This window comes from Nonomuraea sp. NPDC001831, assembly GCF_042892035.1.
In the GTDB taxonomy this organism is placed as follows: domain Bacteria; phylum Actinomycetota; class Actinomycetes; order Streptosporangiales; family Streptosporangiaceae; genus Nonomuraea.
The window spans coordinates 32,001-48,131 of sequence record NZ_JBIATU010000032.1 but is presented as its reverse complement, the minus strand read 5'-3'; the positions used below and the strand labels follow the sequence as shown (position 1 = coordinate 48,131).

The following is a 16,131-nucleotide window of genomic DNA, read 5'->3' as shown; positions in this document are numbered from 1 at the left end:
ACAACGCCAAGCCGTTTCGATGGACCAAGACTGCGGACCAGATCCTCGACCGCATCTGCCACTACTGCGACCGAATCTCAAAACCGGCTCACTAGCAGGAAGTGCCCTCGGTGTCCAGACCCGGCCGGCCGTGACCTCCCCTCCAGGTGGGCGGCGGCTTCGTTCATGGGCATGAGCGCCGAAATCATCTCCGGTACGGAGTTTTTGCGCGCTGGGCGTACCTAGCGTGGCGGTCATGAATCGCGCACTCCTCCGACGGGGTCTGGCCGCCGCGGTGGCGGTCGGCCTCCTGCTCACCGGACCCGCCGTACAGGCCAGGTCGAAGCCCGTCACCGTGACCCTGCCGCAGCCGACAGGCCCTCGCGAGATCGGCACTGTCACCCTGCACCTGCGTGACGGCTCCAGGGCCGACCCGTGGATCAAGACGCATGACCGGCGTGAGCTGATGGTCAGCCTGTGGTACCCCACGCGCCGTCCGGACGGCCGCCCCGCCGCGCCCTGGCTGCCGCCCCGCGCCGCCGAGGCCTTCTACCGCAACAACGGCCTCTCGCCCGCGGCTGTCGGCCTGCCCCTGACCCATGGCCGCGAAGGGGCCCGGGTAGCCGGGCGGGGGCTGCCCGTCGTCCTGTTCTCGCCCGGCAACGGCGCCGACCGTTCCATGAACACGACCACGGTCGAAGAACTGGCCAGCTGGGGCTACATGGTGGTCACCATCGACCATCCGGGCGACGCGGGCGAGGTGGAGTTCCCCGACGGCACGGTCACCGGCCGCGTGCTGAAGCCCGTCCCGGTGAGCCGGCTGGCGGAGAAGGCCGACGAGATCAAGGTGCGGGTGGCTGACGCGCGCTTCGTGCTGGACCGGCTCAAGGAGCTGAACAAGGGACAGAACCCCGACGCTGAACGCCGGACGCTGCCGGAGGGGCTGCGCGGCGCGTTCGACCTGAAAAGGGTCGGGATGTTCGGCCATTCCGCCGGAGGAGCGACGGCCGCCGCGACGATGCTGGCGGACCGGCGGATCAAGGCGGTGCTGAACCTGGACGGACCCGCCCTCGGCAAGGTGGCCGACAAGGGGCTGGCCAAGCCGTACATGCTCATGGAGGCCGAGATCTTCGACAAGCCCATCCGCGGGCAGAAGGCCTTCTGGTCCCGGTTGAAGGGCTGGCGGCTGCACGTGCGGACCAACGGCGCCAAGCACAACTCCTACACCGACCTGCCGCTGGTGTACGAGCAGGCGGCCGCGGCGCTGGGCCTGTCGAAGGAGCAGTTGCGAGCGGTGAACGGGACGCTGCCGGCGGCGCGTGCCGTGGCCGTCACGCGCGCCTACACCAGGGCCTTCTTCGATCTGCAGCTACGACGCGAAGGCCATCTGCTCGACCGGCGTTCCCCGCGCTTTCCCGAGGTGCAGGTGATCGCCCGCTAGTCATCGACGGCCGCCGAACCCCCAGTCGTGCACCTCGATCCCGGCGTAGCGGTCGGCGGTGAGGACCGCGCGGGCCGCGTCCGCGTCCGGCGCGCGGACCAGCAGCGCGGTGCCGACCCAGGTGGCGCCGTCGTCGGACAGCAGCGGCCCGTAGGCGATCAGCTCGTCGCCGTCGGCCGGCGGGACGAGGTCGGCGGGCTGCCCGGAGCCGAGGCCCAGCACCAGGTACCGGTTCCCGCCCTCCCGGCCGCCGGGGAACTCCCACATGGTGCGCCCCAGCACGTTGCGCCAGCGGCGGAGCAGCACGTCGCGGTAGACCCCGGCCTGGTAGTTGGGCTCGTCGAAGGCGAACGCCCGCGCGGCGGCGGGGTCGGGCAGGTCGACGATGTGCACGCTGCCGGTGGCCGCCCTGGTGTCGCGGTCGAAGGTCGGGCCGCGGGCGATCAGCTCCGCTTCGTACCGGTCCATGTAGGACCAGTGCGCCTCCCCCAGCTCTCCACGCAGGGGGCCCGATCCGGGACGGTCACGGTGGTAGCAGAAGAACTCCATGACGAGAGCGTACCTACCACGTGATCTTCATCCGGTCACGACCGTCGCACGGCCCGGCGGCTCAGCCGAGCATCTGCTCGACGAGGTCGGCGGCGCGGGTGGTGCCGCCCTCTGCCCGCGCCTGGGCCTGCAGGCGCGTCAGCCGGCGGGCCACCTCGGGGTCGCCGGTCAGCTCGGCCAGCGCGGCGCGCAGGGCCTGCGCCGTGGCGTCGGCGGTGTCGATGCGGCGGGCCACGCCCAGCTCCACCAGCCGGTCGGCGTTGGCGAACTGCTCGGCGCCCTGCGGGACGGCGATCATCGGCACGCCCGCCAGCAGCCCCTCGCAGCAGCCGCCCATGCCCGCGTGGGTGACGAACGCGTCGGCCTGGTCGAGGATCGCCCGCTGCGGCACCCACGGGTGCACCTCGACGTTGGACGGGATCTCGCCCAGCTCCCCCACGTCGGTGTACTTCCCGATCTGCAGCACGACGTGCCAGCCGGGCAGGTCGCCGAAGGCCGCCAGGCACCGGCGGTAGAACTCCGGCTGCCGGGTGTAGGCCGACCCCAGAGAGATCAGCAGGACGTTCGCGGCGTCGGCCGGCCGGGTCCAGCCATCCTGCCCGCGCAGGTCGTGGCAGGGGCCGACGAAGGTGACGGTGGCGGTGTCGACCTGGTCGGCGTGCGGCTGCATGGCCCGCGGGATCAGGGCCAGCGCGCGGGGCGGGCGGCCGGAGAAGGCATCGACGTCGGTGGTGGTGGCGCCGCATCCGGCCAGCCAGGCGGCGAACCTGGCTCGGTAGGCGTCGGCCCCGGGCAGCCGCCACAGCTGGGCCGCCACCTCCTCCTGGTACCCCTTCCAGGCCACGAACGTCGGCGACAGCTGCAGCAGGGGACGGCCCTGTGCCTCGGCCAGGGCCCGCGCGGCGTAGGCGCCGATGTCGTACAGGTAGAGGTCGGCGGGGTCGTCGTCGTAGGCGGCGCGCAGCTGCGGGAGCGCCTGGACGGCGTCGTCCAGGAAGAGGCTCATCGCCGCGATGGGGTCGTCGGGCCAGTCGTTGTCGGCGACCGGCAGCGTCGAGGTGCACGGGACCAGCTCGGCGCCGGTGCCCGTGACCAGGTCGGCGACCGCCGGGTCGTTGGCGTACGTCACCCGGTGGCCGCGGGCCACCAGCTCGCGGACGATCTCCAGGCTGGGCAGGACGTGGCTGACGGCGGGGATGCCGACCATGGCGATGTGGGCGCGGCGGCGGGACACGGGCGAATCACTCATTTCAGGTTCTGTCGCGGCGGGACGGGTGCTGGTCGGCGGGACGAGCGCTGGTCGGCGGGTCAGGCGGGACGCGCACCCGGGGCGGCGGCCTCCAGGTCGGCGACGCTGCCCGACATGATCGTGCGCACGTGCTCGGTGATGTGCTCGGCGGGCCAGTCCCACCAGGCCACCGCGAGCAGCCGGGCGACGTCGTCGGCCGGGTAGCGGGTGCGGATGAGGCGGGCCGGGTTGCCGCCGACGATCCCGTAGTCGGGCACGTCGGAGGTGACCACGGAGCCGGCGCCGATGATCGCGCCGTGCCCGATGCGCACGCCGGGCAGCACCGTCGCGCCGTGGCCGAACCAGACGTCGTTGCCGACGACGGTGTCACCGCGGTTGGGCAGGCCGGTGAGCAGGTCGAAGTGGTCGGACCACGAGCCGCCCATGGTGGGGAAGGGGAAGGTCGAGGGGCCGTCCATGCGGTGGTTGGCGCCGTTCATGATGAACCGCACCCCGGTGCCCAGGGCGCAGAACTTGCCGATGACCAGCCTCTCCGGACCGTAGTGGTAGAGCACGTTGCGGGTCTCGAACGCGGTCGGGTCGTCGGGGTCGTCGTAGTAGGAGAACTCCCCCACCTCGATGAGCGGGGACTTGACCAGCGGCCGCAGCAGCACCACCCGTGGCTGGGCGGGCATCGGGTGCAGGACGGTGGGGTCGGCGGGGCCGCGGGCGTTCATGGATCTCTTCCTTCCGCCACTGCTAATGCGACAACTTGTACATTAAGATGGTGGCATGCCGACGTCCGCCTCGCAAACGGGAAAGGGATCGACGACGCCCGAGAGCCCGTCGTCCGGGCCGCGCCGCCGTCCAGGGGGCCGTACCGGCCGCATCCGCGCGCAGGTTCTCGACGCGGTCCGCGCCGAGCTCGCGGAGCGCGGCTTCGACGGGCTGACCCTCGACGCCGTCGCGGCCCGCGCCGGCGTGCACCGCGCGACGGTCTACCGGCGCTGGCGGGACGTCGGCGGCCTGCTCGCCGACGTCCTGGAGGCGACCGGCGACGACGACTGGCAGCCCGAGGACACCGGCTCCCTGCTGGGCGACCTGACGGCGCTCAACCACGAGAACCAGGCGGCCATGACCGCGCAGCCGTCGATCGCCGCGGCCCTGATCGCCGCCTCGTTCCGCTCGGAGGAGGCCGCCCGCGGCCTGCGGCGGCTCTGGGACGACCGGTACACCCGCTGCGAGGCCATCGTCAGCCGGGCGGTCGAGCGGGGCGAGCTGCCGGCCGGCACCGACGCGCGGCGGCTGCTCGTCGCCGCCACCGCGCCGCTCTACCACCACCTGGTGCTGCTGCGCACGTCCCCCGACTCGGACCTGCCGGAGCAGGCGGCGCGGACGGCCGTGCTCGCCGCCGAGGCCGGCGCCTTCGCCCCTCCCCCGGGGCGGTGCGGCCGGGGTCGCGGTCAGGAGGAGACGGCGACGGGCAGGCGGTAGGTCCGCGGGTCGTCGAGGTGGGCGACGATGAAGGCGGCCAGGTCGGCGCGGGACGTACGGGCGCCCAGGCGTTCGGTCGCGCCGATCGAGACGCGGGGGTGGCCGGCGCCGGGCCGGTCGGTCAGGCCGGTGGGGCGGACGGCCGTCCAGTTCAGCGGCGTCCCGGCGAGCGCCTGTTCCATGCGGGCCATGTCGGCGTACGGATGGCGCATGACGTGGTGCAGGACGCGGCCGAGCAACCGGGTGACGGGCCCGGCGCCGGCCGGGACGGCCAGCCCGGCCGAGGAGATCACGACGAGCCGGGCGGACGGCGGCAGCGCCGCGACGATCGCGGCGGTCCCCTGCGAGTAGACCGTGGTGGGGCCGCGGCCGGACGAGCCTAGGGCGGAGATCACGGTGTCGTGGCCGGTCAGCGCGGCACGCAGGCTCGCAGGGTCGGTCACGTCGGCGGCGCGGCGGACGAGCCGCGGATGGTCGAGGCCGAGGCCGCCGGGACGGCGGGCGACGGCGGTGACGGTGTGCCCGGCCGCCAGTGCGTGTTCGACGACGAGGCGTCCGGTGCGGCCCGTGGCGGCGACGACGGCGAGGGAGGTCATGAGCGGTCGATCTTCCGTGGCGAGGGGGCGAGTGCTTCAGGCGTGGGTTTCAGGCGTGGGCGGCGGGCCTGCTGGCGGGCTGGAACTTGAAGGAGATGGCCTCCATGAGGGCCTGGTGCTTGGTGTTCTGGAAGGCGGCGATCTTCCAGTCGCCGTCCGCCTGCCGGACCATCGTGTAGGTCTGGATCTTGTGCAGCTTGCCCGGCTTGCCCTTGTAGGTGTCGCCGCGGGTGATGACGAGGGCGGTGTCGGGGCCGGCCAGACGGATGCCGACGGTCTCGGAGGCCAGCCGGGTGCCCTTGACGAAGCTGTCGAACAGCGCCTGGTGGGCCTCGCCGATCTCGCGGGCGCCGGTGTAGAGGGTGCCGACATAGGTGATGTAGGTGGCGTCCTCGGTGAACAGGTCGCCGTACGCGCCGCCGTCGGCCCGGTTCCAGGCGTCGGCGAGACGGTCGAGCACGGAGGTGATGGCGGTGGCGTCGGCGGCGGTGAGGGTGTTGCTCATGGTCGTTGCCCTCCCGGGGGTAACTTCTCAGAAGCATTTGCTTCTTTGAAGATCTATCTTCTTTGAAGAAGAGATTAGGAGAGGGGCCGGCCACTGTCAACTCCCCGGCGCGAGAGGTCGCGCCGGGGAGTTCGGAGCGGGGAAAGCCACAGGTCAGGGGCGAGTGAGCGCCGAGATCGCGAACCCGTCCACCGGGCCGAGCGCGGCCTGCGGCACGCCGGCGGTGATCTCGGGGAAGGGGAAGAAGTCGTACCCCTCGCCCGGCTTGACCTGGTTGCCGTCCCAGTAGCCGCTGATCCAGGTGCCCATGAGGGTCATCGCGGCCTTGCCGGAGGAGACCATGTCGCCGGCGTCCGTTGAAGTAGCACCCGTATGCTTGCGGTCCCATGAGCGAGCAGTTGACGATCGGCGAGCTGGCCGAACGCACCGGGGTCGCCACCTCCGCGCTGCGCTACTGGGAGGAGCTCGGGCTGATCCCGGCGCCCGAGCGCGTCTCGGGGCAACGGCGCTATCCGCCGGCGGCGGCCGAGCGGGTGGCGGTGATCCTGTTGCTGCGCGAGGTCGGCCTCACGTTGCGCGAGATCAGGACGTTCATCGCGGCCCGGTCCGAGCCGGGCGACGCGTGGCGCGAGCTGTACCGGCGCAAACTCGCCGAACTGGACGAGCGCATCGCCCGCGCCCAGGTGGCGCGCACCGCCATCGCGCACGGCATTGCCTGCCCGCACGAGAACGTCTTCGAGTGCCCCGCCTTCACCGGAGCGGTCAGGGCGCGGCTGGCGGGGGCGTCCCTGGAAGAGGCGCACCAGCACTGAACGGCGGCCCGGCGGCCGCGAACGCCTCGGCCGTCGCAGGCACCGAGGCGGTGCTCGCGGCGGCCGGGACGCGCGTCGGGGGGGCGGACCGTCAGGCGGTCGGCTCGGGGGTGCGGCGGGGCAGGGCGAGGGTGACCAGGAGGCCGGCGATCATCACCGCCGCGGTCAGCAGGACGACCAGGAACTCGCCGTCCGCCGTGGCGGCGCGCAGGGCCTGGCCGGTCCTGCCCGCGGTGCCGACGTCGGCGATGACGGTGAAGACGGCCAGGCCGATGGCGTTGCCGATGTTGAGCGCGGTGGAGGCGATGCCGTTGGCGACGCCCTGCTCGTGGGCGGGGGTGCCGGTGGCGGCGGCGATCCACATGGCGGTCCAGACGACGCCCTGACCCAGCCCGGAGACGACCAGACCGGGGATCAGCAGGCCGTACCCGGCGTCGGCGTCGAAGCCGAGGGCCAGGACGGCGGTCCCGGCGACGCCGACGGCGAAGCCGATCAGCAGCGTGGCCCGGGTGCCGATCCGGGTGGCCAGGCGTTCGCCGCCCTGGGTGCCGGCGGCGATGGCCAGCGACGGGACGAGGAAGGCCAGCCCGCTCTGCAGGGCGCTGTAGCCGTGGACGCTCTGCAGCAGCACGGTGAGGAAGTACGGCAGGACGCCGAACGTGGCCATGTAGACGAAGGTGACCAGCATGCCGACGGTCAGGCTGCGGTTGCGGAACAGCCGGAACGGCATGAGCGGATCCGCGCTGCGGGCCTCGACCAGCGCGAAGACGACCAGCAGCACGGCGGCCACCGCGAAGGCGCCCGCGACCAGGGGGCTGCCCCAGCCCAGCTCGGGCCCCTCGACCAGGGCGAAGACCAGCAGCGTGGACCCGCCGGTCACGGTGAGCGCCCCCGGCATGTCGAACCTGCGCCGCTCCCGTCCGGCCGGGTCACGCGGGACGACGGCCAGGGCGGCCAGCGCGACCAGCCCGGCTAGGGGGACGTTGACGAAGAAGACGGCGGGCCAGCCGAAGTTCTCGGTGAGGACGCCGCCGAGCAGCGCGCCGATCGTCAGCCCGCTGGCGCCCGCGCCGCCCCAGACGGCCAACGCCCGGTTGCGCTGCCGCCCCTCTGCGAACAGGCTGTTGAGCAGCGCCAGCGTCGACGGCAGCAGCAACGCCCCGCCGACGCCCTGCACCGCGCGGGCGACGATGATGACGACGGGGCCCGTGGCCAGCCCGCCCGCCAGCGAGGACAGCGCGTAGAGGGCCAGGGCGAGCACGAAGACGCGGCGGCGGCCGAGCAGGTCGGCCGCCCGGCCGCCGAACAGCAGGAAGCCGCCGGCGAAGACGACGTACGCGCTGACCACGAGCTGCTGGGTCTGGCCGGGGAAGCCCAGGTCGGCGCCGATCCGCGGGAGCGCGACGAAGACGATGTTGAGGTCGAGCGCGTAGATGAGCTGGGCCAGGGCGAGCAGCGCCAGGGTCCAGCCGAGCCGGGGCTTGACGCCGTCCGCGACGGCCGCGGGCAGCGTGGATGGTGTGGACATGGAACGCCCTTCGGAGGGAGCCGGTGAGCGGGCACGCGAAGGCCCGCCGCACGAAACGATAGTACGGGTATTTACGTACGGTCGTACTATGCCAGACCGGAGGGGGATTGTTCGACAGTCGCGGTACAGTTGGACCATGGCCTTCCGTCATCCCGACCGCGACCAGATCCGGGTCGAAGACGTGCTGTCGGCGCTGGGGAACGGCGTGCGCCTGTCCGTCGTCCGCATCCTCGACGCCGGCGGCGAGCACAACTGCACCAGCGTCCTGAACACGCTGGGGATCACCGCGAAGTCCACCATGACCCACCATTGGCGGGTGTTGCGCGACAGCGGGGTGATCTGGCAGCAGCCGTCGGGCCGGGAGAACCTGCTCGTCCTGCGGCGCGAGGATCTGGACGCCCGCTACCCCGGCCTGCTCGACGCCATCCTGTCCGGCGCCCGCACCGACGACGCCGCCCAACGGCCCGACCGTCCCGGTCCGGCCGCCTGACCTGCCCGCCTGGTCTGCCCGCCCGCGGGGCTTCCGCCGCACGGGACGGAGGCCGAGCCCCGGCCTACCGGTCGGCCGGGGCTCAGGCCCGATCAGCCATCGGCGCCGGCGGCGGCCGCCATCGCGGCCCGGCTGGACGCCCGCCCAGGCCGCCCAGGTCACCCAGGTCACCCAGGACGTCTTCGATCGGTTCCAGACATCGGACGCGACGAGGTGATCGGGTGGCTCCTATCCCTGGTAACCGGGGATGGAGAGCTCCGGGACGGTGCTGCCGGCGCAGCGGGCGCGCTGGTCGGCGGTGGGGGCGGCGTTGCGCATGCCCACGACCGGCACGGCGCGGCCGTCGGCGTAGGTGTTGTCGGAGGCGGTGAAGGCCGCCGCGTCCCCGGCGACCTGGGAGACGTCGGGGCGGCCCGGGGTCCCGGCGAGCGGGTCGAGGAAGCGGTTGCCGAAGACGGCGATCGCCTGCTCGGCCCCGGTGCCGGGGAAGTTGCGCCAGTACATGATCCCGCTGTGGTCGGCGGCGGGCGTGACCGTGCGGATGTCGTAGACGTTGCCGCAGACGACGACGTCCTGGAAGACCTTGGGGGCGTTGGTCACGTCGTAGGTGTAGAGCAGCAGCGCGGTGCCGTACAGGAGGTTGCCGGCGATGGTCGCGCCGGTGCCGTTGCGCACCTTTAGCCCGCCCCTGGCGTCCTGGGGCCAACCGCGCAGCCAGTTTCCGGTGATCTTGAGTCCGTCGAAGCCCCAGGCGTACACGCCGTGATCGCTCTTGGCGCGGCTGCGGGGGTCGCGGTTGACGATGTTGCCGGAGACGGTCGCGTTGATGTCGCCCTTGATGCTGATGCCACGCTGGATGTGGCCGAGGGCGGCGGGCAGGCCGGTACGGCGGCGTACCTCGGCCAGGCGCGTCGCCGGGGCCTGCGACCAGGAGCGTCCGCCGGCCCAGGTGCTCAGCCATGCCGTCGAGGACAGGTCGGCGCCCAGGACGTTGCCGCTGATCGTCAGGTCGCGGGTGCGGTAGGTGAACAGCGGGGCGCCGCCGTCCACCTGCCGGTCCGACAGGAAGATCGAGTCCTGAACCTTGGCGCCGACCACGTTGGTGAGAGCCACGGCGACCTGGGCCGAGCTCGTCTGCTGCTCGTCGCCCCCGGTGGGCGTCTCCCCGTCGCCCATGCGGTTGACGAACACGCTGCGCCGGATGATCGGCCCGGTCTTGTAGGGGCTGTTGACGTCCAGGCGCAGCCCGTCGAACACCACGTTGTCCAGTACGGGCGTACGGTCCCACCGGTTGGCGTAGGTGGTGTCGGCGAGGGCGGCGTTGGTCGTGCTGCGCAAGATGGCGGGTGTGTCGGGGTCGCCGAGGATGGAGGCGGGCTTGCTCCAGTCGAGGGCGCCGGTGATGCGGTAGAGGCCGCCCGGCAGGTAGAGGCAGCGTCCCGAGGCGTACGCGGTGGTGATCGCCTGCCGCATGCTCGCGGTGTCGTCGGCCTGCCCGTCGCCCTTCGCACCGGCGTCGGCGACGGCGTTCAGCACGCCACCCGAGCAGGCCGGGTCCGCGGCCACCGACTCCGGCACCGCGGGAGCAGCACCGGCCATGGCCGGCTCGGCGCCGAGCCCCGACACGACGACCACGCCCGCGACCAGCGCCTTGCGCATCCGCCCTGGGTTGCTTGCTCGCATCGCCCGACTTCCTCCGGTTCCCCGACGCCGGCCGCGACGTGGTTGCCGCGTCCGCCCGTTCAGCAAGGTGATCTTGCCATACGCGGCCGCCGCCGGGGTGGCGCGTCAAGACGCCAGGGGCCGCACGAGCGACGATCATCGAGACCGGCTCCCGGTCGCCCTGCGTACCGCAGGGTCCAGTGAAGTGCTCAGGCGTGGCAGCCTGTGGATCTCGAGGGAACGCTCAGCCGGGCAGTGGCCAGCGGTGGAAGATCCGTTCGTCTATGCCCGGAACCGCCTGGACATGAATGCCGTAGACGACCTACGGGGCGATAGGTTCGCCGGGTTGCCGGATCTCGAATCCGGATCGGCGGCGGAAGGCATCCATGCCTGGGGTAGGCGGCACCTGTCCATAGAGCAGCATGTACCTGCAGTGGAAATAGATCTGTTTGCAGCGCTTGAGTAGCGTGGCGCCGACGCCTCTGCCGCGGGGTGTGCTCGGCGACCGCGATGGCCTTGACCTTTGTCAGGGCCGCCCAGACTCAGGCCCGAGCACAGCGGGAGGCGGCGCACGGCGAAGGCTGACCCTGGCTAGCGATGGCCGCACGGCATCGACGGACCCTCCAGGGCGGCAAATCGGTTGCCGGGCGACGAACGGGCCATACAGAATCGCCACCATGATCTCTCAAGGCCACGACCACCGCCATCCGGACATCGCCGGCCACATTGAGGATCCCCGCCTTGCACTTCGCCATCCGTGACTACAGCCCCGAGCACGAGAGCGCCTGGCTGCGCTGCCGCGTTCTGTCCTTCCTGACAACCGCCTACTTCGACGACGTCGTCACGAGCAAACCCGCGATCCCAGCTCCCGGTTTCGAACTCATCACACAGGACAGCGGCACTCTTGCCGGAATTCTCGACGTCGCCATTGACGGTGAACTGGCGACCGTTGAAACCATCGCGGTTCATCCTGACCATCAACGTCGGGGCATCGGCCGCGCTCTCCTCGACCAAGCCCGTGCCCGAGCCCGCAGGCTCGGCGCACGCACGCTCGACGCCTGGACAAGGGACGATCCGGGGACATTGCGCTGGTATCGAGCCAACGGCTTCACCGAGGGAGAGCACTACCTCCACGTCTACGCGAACTACTACACGGATCCCAGCGAGCCGGACAGGGCCATCGGTGCGCGCCAGCCAGGCCTGCGGCCCATGGCGATCTTCGCGCATGCCAGCTTGCAGGACGAGCATGCCATGCGCACGCAGTTCGCCCGAGTTCACGTCTGCCGGCGCTTCGTGTCAACGCTCTGAAGCACGCTCCCGACGTCCTCAGAGACCTTGAGTCCTGACCGCCCCGGGATCCGCGAGCCTGTGCCGACGCAGTACGTCGCGCCGACGGTACGGGCCTCAGCGTCGAGCCGTCGAACGCCTGTGCTTGGGCGCCCGGCAGGCCCACGGCATCGGACCTCCGTACGGGCTCCTCATGTCCCGTAACGGCGGCGGGGACATGGGGCCGCGGCCGCGCGTGTCGCCGGCCCGGTCCGGCTACTCTCGCTGCCGTGACCACTCCGCCGTCCGGCTCTCCCGAACGTCTGCGCGCCGACCTGGTCGCCGAGCTCAGGCGAGCCGGCTGGATCCGCTCCCCCGCAGTCGAGGCGGCCTTCGTGAAGGTGCCGCGCGAGCGGTTCGCCCCCGAGGCTTCTGCGGAGGCGGCCTACGCGGCCGACGACGTCGTCGTCACCAAGCGCGGCCCGGACGGCCGGGCCACGAGCTCGATCAGCGCGCCCTGGCTGCAGGCCGACATGCTCGAAGCGGCCCGGCTCCGCCCCGGCGCGAAGGTTCTGGAGGTGGGTTCCGGCGGCTGCAACGCAGCCCTCATCGCCGAGATCGTCGGGCCGGACGGGCTGGTCGTCACCGTCGACATCGATCCCTTCGTCACCGAACGCGCGAGCCGCTTCCTCGCCGACACCGGCTACGGCAGGGTGCGGGTCGTCCTAGGCGACGCCGAGCACGCGGCCGGGCGGCACGCGCCGAGCGGCGGCTTCGACGCCGTGATCGTCACCGTCGGCGTGTGGGACGTGCCCTGGGGGCACCTGCTCGCCCCGGACGGCCGGATGGTCGTCCCGCTGCGCTTCTCCACCATCAGCCGGTCCTTCACCTTCGTCCGCGAGGGCGACCACTTCGCCGGGCTCGACCCGACGGTCTGCGGCTTCGTCCCGTGCCAGGGGGCCGGCAGGCTGCCCGACCAAGAACCGGTGCTGGCCGGCGGCGCCGTCAGGCTGACGCTGGAGCAGGGGCCCGCGCTCGACGCGGCCCGCCTCGACCAGGCGCTGGACGGCGACCGCACCGAGCTGTGGACCGGCGTCACCGTCGGCCATGGTCGGCCGTTCGACACGATGCACCTGTCGATCGCCGCCGACGACGAGCGGTTCGGCATGTTCTGGCAGGACCCCGGCCGCGACTGCGGGCTCGTCCAGCCGGCCATGCGCTGGTACTGTCCCGCGCTCATCGTCCCCGACAGCTTCGCCTACCTCACCATCCGGGAGACCCACGGCCCGCACGACGCCGAGCGGCGCTGGGAGTTCGGAGCCTGCGGCCTCGGCCGCGAGGGCGCCGGGCTCGCCCGGCAGCTGCACGACCACGTGCTGACCTGGGATCGCGATCGGCGCCACCGCCCGGACCCGGTCTTCACCCTCCACCCGGCCGACGCCGCCGTACCGGCCCCCGCCGACGGCCGCGTCTTCCGCAAGCGTCACACCCAGCTGGTCATGGCCTGGCCCTGAGCACGAACGAGCCGACCGGCTTCCGTGTCTTGCCGGTGGTCAGGCGGATCTGACGGCGGAGATGTCGAATTCCAGGGTGATCCGGTCGGAGATCATCACGCCGCCGGTCTCCAGCGCGGCGTTGTACGTCATGCCGAAGTCCTTGCGGTTGATCGCCGTGCCGCCTTCGAAGCCGACCCTGGTGACGCCCTGGGCGTCGACGGCGGTGCCGGTGTAGTCGAGCGGGACGGTGATCTGCCGGGTCACCCCGCGGATCGTCAGGTCGCCGGTGACCTCGAAGCTGTCGCCGCCCACATGCTTGACGGACGTGGACTCGAAGGTGATGTGCGGGTGGGCGGCGGCGTCGAGGAAGTCGCCGGTGCGCAGGTGGCCGTCGCGCATCTGGTTGCCGGTCTGGATGCCGGCCACGTCGAGCACCACGCGGACGGCGGAGGCCGCCGGGTTCGCCGCGTCCAGGCGGGCGGTGGCCTCCTGGACGGGGATGCTGCCGCGCACCTTGGTCACCATGGCGTGGCGGGCGACGAACCCGAACCGGCTGTGGGCCGGGTCGAAGGTGTAGTCGCCGCTCAGCTCGCTGGGGTACATGTCGCGCTCCAATTAGTTCAGCACTGGAATATTCGGCACGACAGTACATAGATTTATTTCAGCACGCAACCTTCCAGTACGATGGGAGCATGACCCGCTGGCTCGACGACGACGAACAGCAGGCGTGGCGCAGGTTCGGGCTGGCCACCCGCCTGCTGACCGACCGCCTGGAACGCGACCTGATGGCGGCCGCCGGCATGCCGCCCACCTACTACGAGCTGCTCGTCCTGCTGTCGGAGGCCCCTGAGCGCACGATGCGCATGAGCGAGCTGGCGCAGTGGACCAACTCCAAGCCGAGCCGCATCTCGCACGCGGTCAACAAGCTGGAGCAGAAGGGGTGGGTGCGCCGGGAGCACTACGCCGGCGACCGGCGCGGGTGGCTGGCCGTGCTCACCGACGACGGGCACGCCGCGCTCCGGGCGGCCGCCCCGAAGCACGTGGCCAGCGTCCGTGAGCACCTGGTCGACCTGCTCACCGCGGAACAGCTGCGGCAGCTCGCCGACATCAGCCAGGTCCTGCTCGACCACCTCACCGAGCACGAGTGAGGGCGCCCGTCCGGCCGGGCGGGAGTGCCGCGCCCGGCCGACGGTCAGTTCATCGGGCGGGGGTGACGCGGACGGGCGGGTCGGTGGTGAAGGCCGCCAGGGCGTCCGGGTCCGGCGTGACGCCGACGCCGGGCCCGTCGGGCACGGTGATGGAGTCGCCGGTCAGCTCGATCGGCGCGGTGATGTCACGCTCGTAGTAGCGGGCGGTCGCCGAGATGTCGCCCGGCAGCGTGAAGCCGGGCAGGCTGGCCAGCGCCAGGTTCGCCGTGCGGCCGAGCCCGGTCTCCAGCATCCCGCCGCACCACACCGGCACGTCCGCGGCCAGGGCCAGGTCGTGGATCCGGCGGGACTCCAGGTAGCCGCCGACCCGGCCGGGCTTGATGTTGATGATCGAGCAGGCGCGCGCCCTGATCGCGGCGGTGGCGGAGCGGGCCGAGGTGATCGACTCGTCCAGGCAGATCGGGGTGTCCATGCGGGCGGCGAGCCGGGCGTGGCCGTCCAGGTCGTCCGGGGCGAAGGGCTGTTCCAGCATGGCCAGGCCGTAGGCGTCCAGGCCGGCCAGGTGGCGGGCGTCGGCGGGGGTGTAGGCGGTGTTGGCGTCGGCGGTGAGCATCAGGCCGGGGCCGAACGTCTCGCGCACCAGCCGCACCGGCTCCAGGTCCCAGCCGGGCTCGATCTTGAGCTTGATCCGGGCGTACCCGGCGCCGATGTGCCGGTCCACGGTGTCGAGCAGGTCGTCGAGGGTGGCGGCGATGCCGACGGACACGCCGACGCGCACGCTGGACCGCACCCCTCCCAGGTGGGCGGCGAGCGACAGGCCGCGCGCCTTGAGCACGGCGTCCAGCACGGCCGTCTCGACGGCGGCCTTGGCCATCGGATGGCCGCGCAGGTGGGCCAGCGCGGGCCCGACGCCGGCCGGGTCGAGGCGCGGCACCGCGAACAGGGCGGGCAGCAGGAAACGGCGGATGAGGTCGGCCGCGCCCTCCAGGTACTCGGGGCTGTAGGTGGGCTCGTCGTCGGCCACGCACTCGCTCCAGCCCTCCTCCCCCTCGGCGCCGCGCACGCGCACCAGCAGCGCCCGGCGCACGGTCTGCGTGCCGAGCGAGGTGCGGAACGGGGTGATCAGCGGCAGCGCGACCGTGCGCAGCTCGGCTTCGGCGATCCTCATGCCGCGCGCTCCAGCACGTACCAGCCGTCCCTGGTGAACCCGGCGATGCGGTAGCCGCGGGCCAGCGCGCCGCCCAGGGCGGCCCGCTGGGCGGTCCGCCACCGCGCCGCCTCCCGGGGCTGCTCGCGCCGCAGCCGCTCGGCGTCGGCGGGCGTGGCGCAGCGCAGCACGGCCGCGCCGCCCGGTTCGCGCGGCGCCCCGGTCTCGTCGAGGATCACCTCGGCCTCCTCGGTCCCGCCCAGGGCGCCCGGCTCGCGGTCCGGGGCCGGGTGCACGGGCCAGTGGGCGAACAGGCGGTCGGTGACGTCGCCGCCGTTGATGCCGTCGTTCATCGGCCCGTAGAAGTCGGGCACGTACCGCTCGGCCCGCGCGCCGAGCCTGGCGAGATTGAAGAAGGCGTTGCGGCGGACGAGCGGGTCGAAGGTCCAGGAGATGGAGTTCAGGGCACGTTCGGCGGCCCACTTGCGCTGGTGCGCCTTGATCGCCTGGCCGATCCCCCGGCCCCGCGCCTCGGCGGCCACGCCCACGACGTGGGAGTGCAGGCTGCCCCCCTCGGCGAGGAACCCGGAGGCGGCGGCGACGAGCACGCCGTCGAGGAAGGCGCCGCCGACGTAGCCGCCGGTGTGCTCAAGGGCGCACATGAGGTCGACGGCCACCGGCGGGTCGTCGCCCGCCCTGGTGTTCCAGACGCGGCGCAGCAGCCGGTCGGCGGCCTGGAACTCGGAGGTTCCGTGGAGGATGCGGATTTCGAGCATGGCACCAGCATTCC

17 protein-coding genes and 1 pseudogene are annotated in these 16,131 nt (G+C 72.5%); 7 read left to right on the top strand and 11 right to left on the bottom strand.

Annotated features, from left to right (window positions below; translation table 11 throughout):
• Positions 1-235: 235 nt before the first annotated feature.
• Positions 236-1,420: an alpha/beta hydrolase family protein gene (locus ACFYYW_RS48300; RefSeq protein WP_387661148.1), complete on the top strand. Its 1,185-nt coding sequence runs from the start codon at positions 236-238 to the stop codon at positions 1,418-1,420.
• On the opposite strand, the gene ACFYYW_RS48295 is transcribed toward ACFYYW_RS48300, so the two are convergent.
• From ACFYYW_RS48295 to ACFYYW_RS48285, 3 genes are all read right to left on the bottom strand, one after another.
• Complete coding sequence (locus ACFYYW_RS48295; RefSeq protein ID WP_352326296.1) at positions 1,421-1,969, bottom strand: YciI family protein; 549 nt, start codon at positions 1,967-1,969, stop codon at positions 1,421-1,423.
• A gap of 61 nt (positions 1,970-2,030) precedes the next feature.
• The gene (locus tag ACFYYW_RS48290; protein WP_387661145.1) at positions 2,031-3,218 is read right to left on the bottom strand and encodes a macrolide family glycosyltransferase; all 1,188 of its coding nucleotides are present in this window, start codon (positions 3,216-3,218) and stop codon (positions 2,031-2,033) included.
• Between the two features lie 59 nt (positions 3,219-3,277).
• Entirely contained in the window at positions 3,278-3,934 is a 657-nt protein-coding gene (locus ACFYYW_RS48285) for a CatB-related O-acetyltransferase (RefSeq protein WP_352326300.1), read from the bottom strand.
• A 55-nt stretch (positions 3,935-3,989) separates the two neighbouring features.
• Between ACFYYW_RS48285 and ACFYYW_RS48280 the strand changes: the two genes are divergently transcribed.
• On the top strand, positions 3,990-4,691 hold the full coding sequence (locus ACFYYW_RS48280; protein ID WP_387661142.1) for a TetR/AcrR family transcriptional regulator: 702 nt from the start codon (positions 3,990-3,992) through the stop codon (positions 4,689-4,691).
• On the opposite strand, the gene ACFYYW_RS48275 is transcribed toward ACFYYW_RS48280, so the two are convergent.
• The 3 genes and pseudogenes from ACFYYW_RS48275 to ACFYYW_RS48265 all read right to left on the bottom strand — a co-directional run.
• Positions 4,661-5,287 carry an NAD(P)-dependent oxidoreductase gene (locus ACFYYW_RS48275; protein WP_387661139.1) on the bottom strand — a complete coding sequence of 209 codons (627 nt, stop codon included), beginning with the start codon at positions 5,285-5,287 and terminating at the stop codon, positions 4,661-4,663. The two genes, ACFYYW_RS48280 and ACFYYW_RS48275, sit on opposite strands and share 31 nt — an antisense overlap.
• Before the next feature lie 49 nt (positions 5,288-5,336).
• A complete protein-coding gene (locus tag ACFYYW_RS48270) occupies positions 5,337-5,792 on the bottom strand; it encodes an SgcJ/EcaC family oxidoreductase (RefSeq protein ID WP_387661136.1) in 456 nt (151 codons plus the stop codon).
• 153 nt (positions 5,793-5,945) lie between these two features.
• A pseudogene (locus ACFYYW_RS48265) lies at positions 5,946-6,155 on the bottom strand (extracellular solute-binding protein); the annotation flags it as partial.
• 23 nt (positions 6,156-6,178) lie between these two features.
• Between ACFYYW_RS48265 and ACFYYW_RS48260 the strand changes: the two are divergent.
• Entirely contained in the window at positions 6,179-6,604 is a 426-nt protein-coding gene (locus ACFYYW_RS48260; protein ID WP_387661133.1) for a MerR family transcriptional regulator, read from the top strand.
• Positions 6,605-6,695: 91 nt separating this feature from the next.
• Here ACFYYW_RS48260 and ACFYYW_RS48255 read toward each other — a convergent pair whose 3' ends face one another.
• Entirely contained in the window at positions 6,696-8,132 is a 1,437-nt protein-coding gene (locus tag ACFYYW_RS48255; protein ID WP_387661130.1) for an MFS transporter, read from the bottom strand.
• Positions 8,133-8,268: 136 nt separating this feature from the next.
• Between ACFYYW_RS48255 and ACFYYW_RS48250 the strand changes: the two genes are divergently transcribed.
• A complete protein-coding gene (locus ACFYYW_RS48250; RefSeq protein ID WP_387661127.1) occupies positions 8,269-8,622 on the top strand; it encodes an ArsR/SmtB family transcription factor in 354 nt (117 codons plus the stop codon).
• A 228-nt stretch (positions 8,623-8,850) separates the two neighbouring features.
• Here the strand turns inward: ACFYYW_RS48250 and ACFYYW_RS48245 are convergent, their stop codons facing one another.
• Positions 8,851-10,305, bottom strand: coding sequence for a glycosyl hydrolase family 28-related protein (locus ACFYYW_RS48245; RefSeq protein WP_387661124.1), 1,455 nt, complete (start codon positions 10,303-10,305; stop codon positions 8,851-8,853).
• 720 nt (positions 10,306-11,025) lie between these two features.
• Here ACFYYW_RS48245 and ACFYYW_RS48240 point away from each other — a divergent pair.
• The gene (locus ACFYYW_RS48240) at positions 11,026-11,592 is read left to right on the top strand and encodes a GNAT family N-acetyltransferase (protein ID WP_387661121.1); all 567 of its coding nucleotides are present in this window, start codon (positions 11,026-11,028) and stop codon (positions 11,590-11,592) included.
• A gap of 248 nt (positions 11,593-11,840) precedes the next feature.
• Positions 11,841-13,064 carry a methyltransferase, FxLD system gene (fxlM, locus tag ACFYYW_RS48235; protein WP_387661118.1) on the top strand — a complete coding sequence of 408 codons (1,224 nt, stop codon included), beginning with the start codon at positions 11,841-11,843 and terminating at the stop codon, positions 13,062-13,064.
• Positions 13,065-13,103: 39 nt separating this feature from the next.
• Here fxlM and ACFYYW_RS48230 read toward each other — a convergent pair whose 3' ends face one another.
• A complete protein-coding gene (locus ACFYYW_RS48230; RefSeq protein WP_387661115.1) occupies positions 13,104-13,649 on the bottom strand; it encodes a YceI family protein in 546 nt (181 codons plus the stop codon).
• 89 nt (positions 13,650-13,738) lie between these two features.
• Between ACFYYW_RS48230 and ACFYYW_RS48225 the strand changes: the two genes are divergently transcribed.
• On the top strand, positions 13,739-14,194 hold the full coding sequence (locus ACFYYW_RS48225) for a MarR family winged helix-turn-helix transcriptional regulator (RefSeq protein WP_387661112.1): 456 nt from the start codon (positions 13,739-13,741) through the stop codon (positions 14,192-14,194).
• Between the two features lie 49 nt (positions 14,195-14,243).
• Here the strand turns inward: ACFYYW_RS48225 and menC are convergent, their stop codons facing one another.
• Positions 14,244-15,362 (bottom strand): o-succinylbenzoate synthase, encoded by a 1,119-nt coding sequence (gene menC / locus ACFYYW_RS48220; RefSeq protein WP_352325732.1) that lies wholly within the window; start codon positions 15,360-15,362, stop codon positions 14,244-14,246.
• Complete coding sequence (locus ACFYYW_RS48215) at positions 15,359-16,117, bottom strand: GNAT family N-acetyltransferase (protein ID WP_387661109.1); 759 nt, start codon at positions 16,115-16,117, stop codon at positions 15,359-15,361. Before ACFYYW_RS48215 ends, menC begins: the two co-directional genes overlap by 4 nt.
• Between the last annotated feature and the right edge of the window lie 14 nt (positions 16,118-16,131).

Bases quoted from the DNA above. Each gene is read 5' to 3' on its own strand.
- ACFYYW_RS48245 (WP_387661124.1), bottom strand. From the start codon at position 10,305: ATGCGAGCAAGCAACCCAGGGCGGATGCGCAAGGCGCTGGTCGCGGGC.
- ACFYYW_RS48295 (WP_352326296.1), bottom strand. From the start codon at position 1,969: ATGGAGTTCTTCTGCTACCACCGTGACCGTCCCGGATCGGGCCCCCTG.
- ACFYYW_RS48225 (WP_387661112.1), top strand. From the start codon at position 13,739: ATGACCCGCTGGCTCGACGACGACGAACAGCAGGCGTGGCGCAGGTTC.
- ACFYYW_RS48290 (WP_387661145.1), bottom strand. From the start codon at position 3,218: ATGAGTGATTCGCCCGTGTCCCGCCGCCGCGCCCACATCGCCATGGTC.
- ACFYYW_RS48275 (WP_387661139.1), bottom strand. From the start codon at position 5,287: ATGACCTCCCTCGCCGTCGTCGCCGCCACGGGCCGCACCGGACGCCTC.
- ACFYYW_RS48270 (WP_387661136.1), bottom strand. From the start codon at position 5,792: ATGAGCAACACCCTCACCGCCGCCGACGCCACCGCCATCACCTCCGTG.
- ACFYYW_RS48260 (WP_387661133.1), top strand. From the start codon at position 6,179: ATGAGCGAGCAGTTGACGATCGGCGAGCTGGCCGAACGCACCGGGGTC.
- ACFYYW_RS48215 (WP_387661109.1), bottom strand. From the start codon at position 16,117: ATGCTCGAAATCCGCATCCTCCACGGAACCTCCGAGTTCCAGGCCGCC.
- ACFYYW_RS48250 (WP_387661127.1), top strand. From the start codon at position 8,269: ATGGCCTTCCGTCATCCCGACCGCGACCAGATCCGGGTCGAAGACGTG.
- ACFYYW_RS48285 (WP_352326300.1), bottom strand. From the start codon at position 3,934: ATGAACGCCCGCGGCCCCGCCGACCCCACCGTCCTGCACCCGATGCCC.
- ACFYYW_RS48300 (WP_387661148.1), top strand. From the start codon at position 236: ATGAATCGCGCACTCCTCCGACGGGGTCTGGCCGCCGCGGTGGCGGTC.
- menC (WP_352325732.1), bottom strand. From the start codon at position 15,362: ATGAGGATCGCCGAAGCCGAGCTGCGCACGGTCGCGCTGCCGCTGATC.
- ACFYYW_RS48280 (WP_387661142.1), top strand. From the start codon at position 3,990: ATGCCGACGTCCGCCTCGCAAACGGGAAAGGGATCGACGACGCCCGAG.
- ACFYYW_RS48230 (WP_387661115.1), bottom strand. From the start codon at position 13,649: ATGTACCCCAGCGAGCTGAGCGGCGACTACACCTTCGACCCGGCCCAC.
- ACFYYW_RS48255 (WP_387661130.1), bottom strand. From the start codon at position 8,132: ATGTCCACACCATCCACGCTGCCCGCGGCCGTCGCGGACGGCGTCAAG.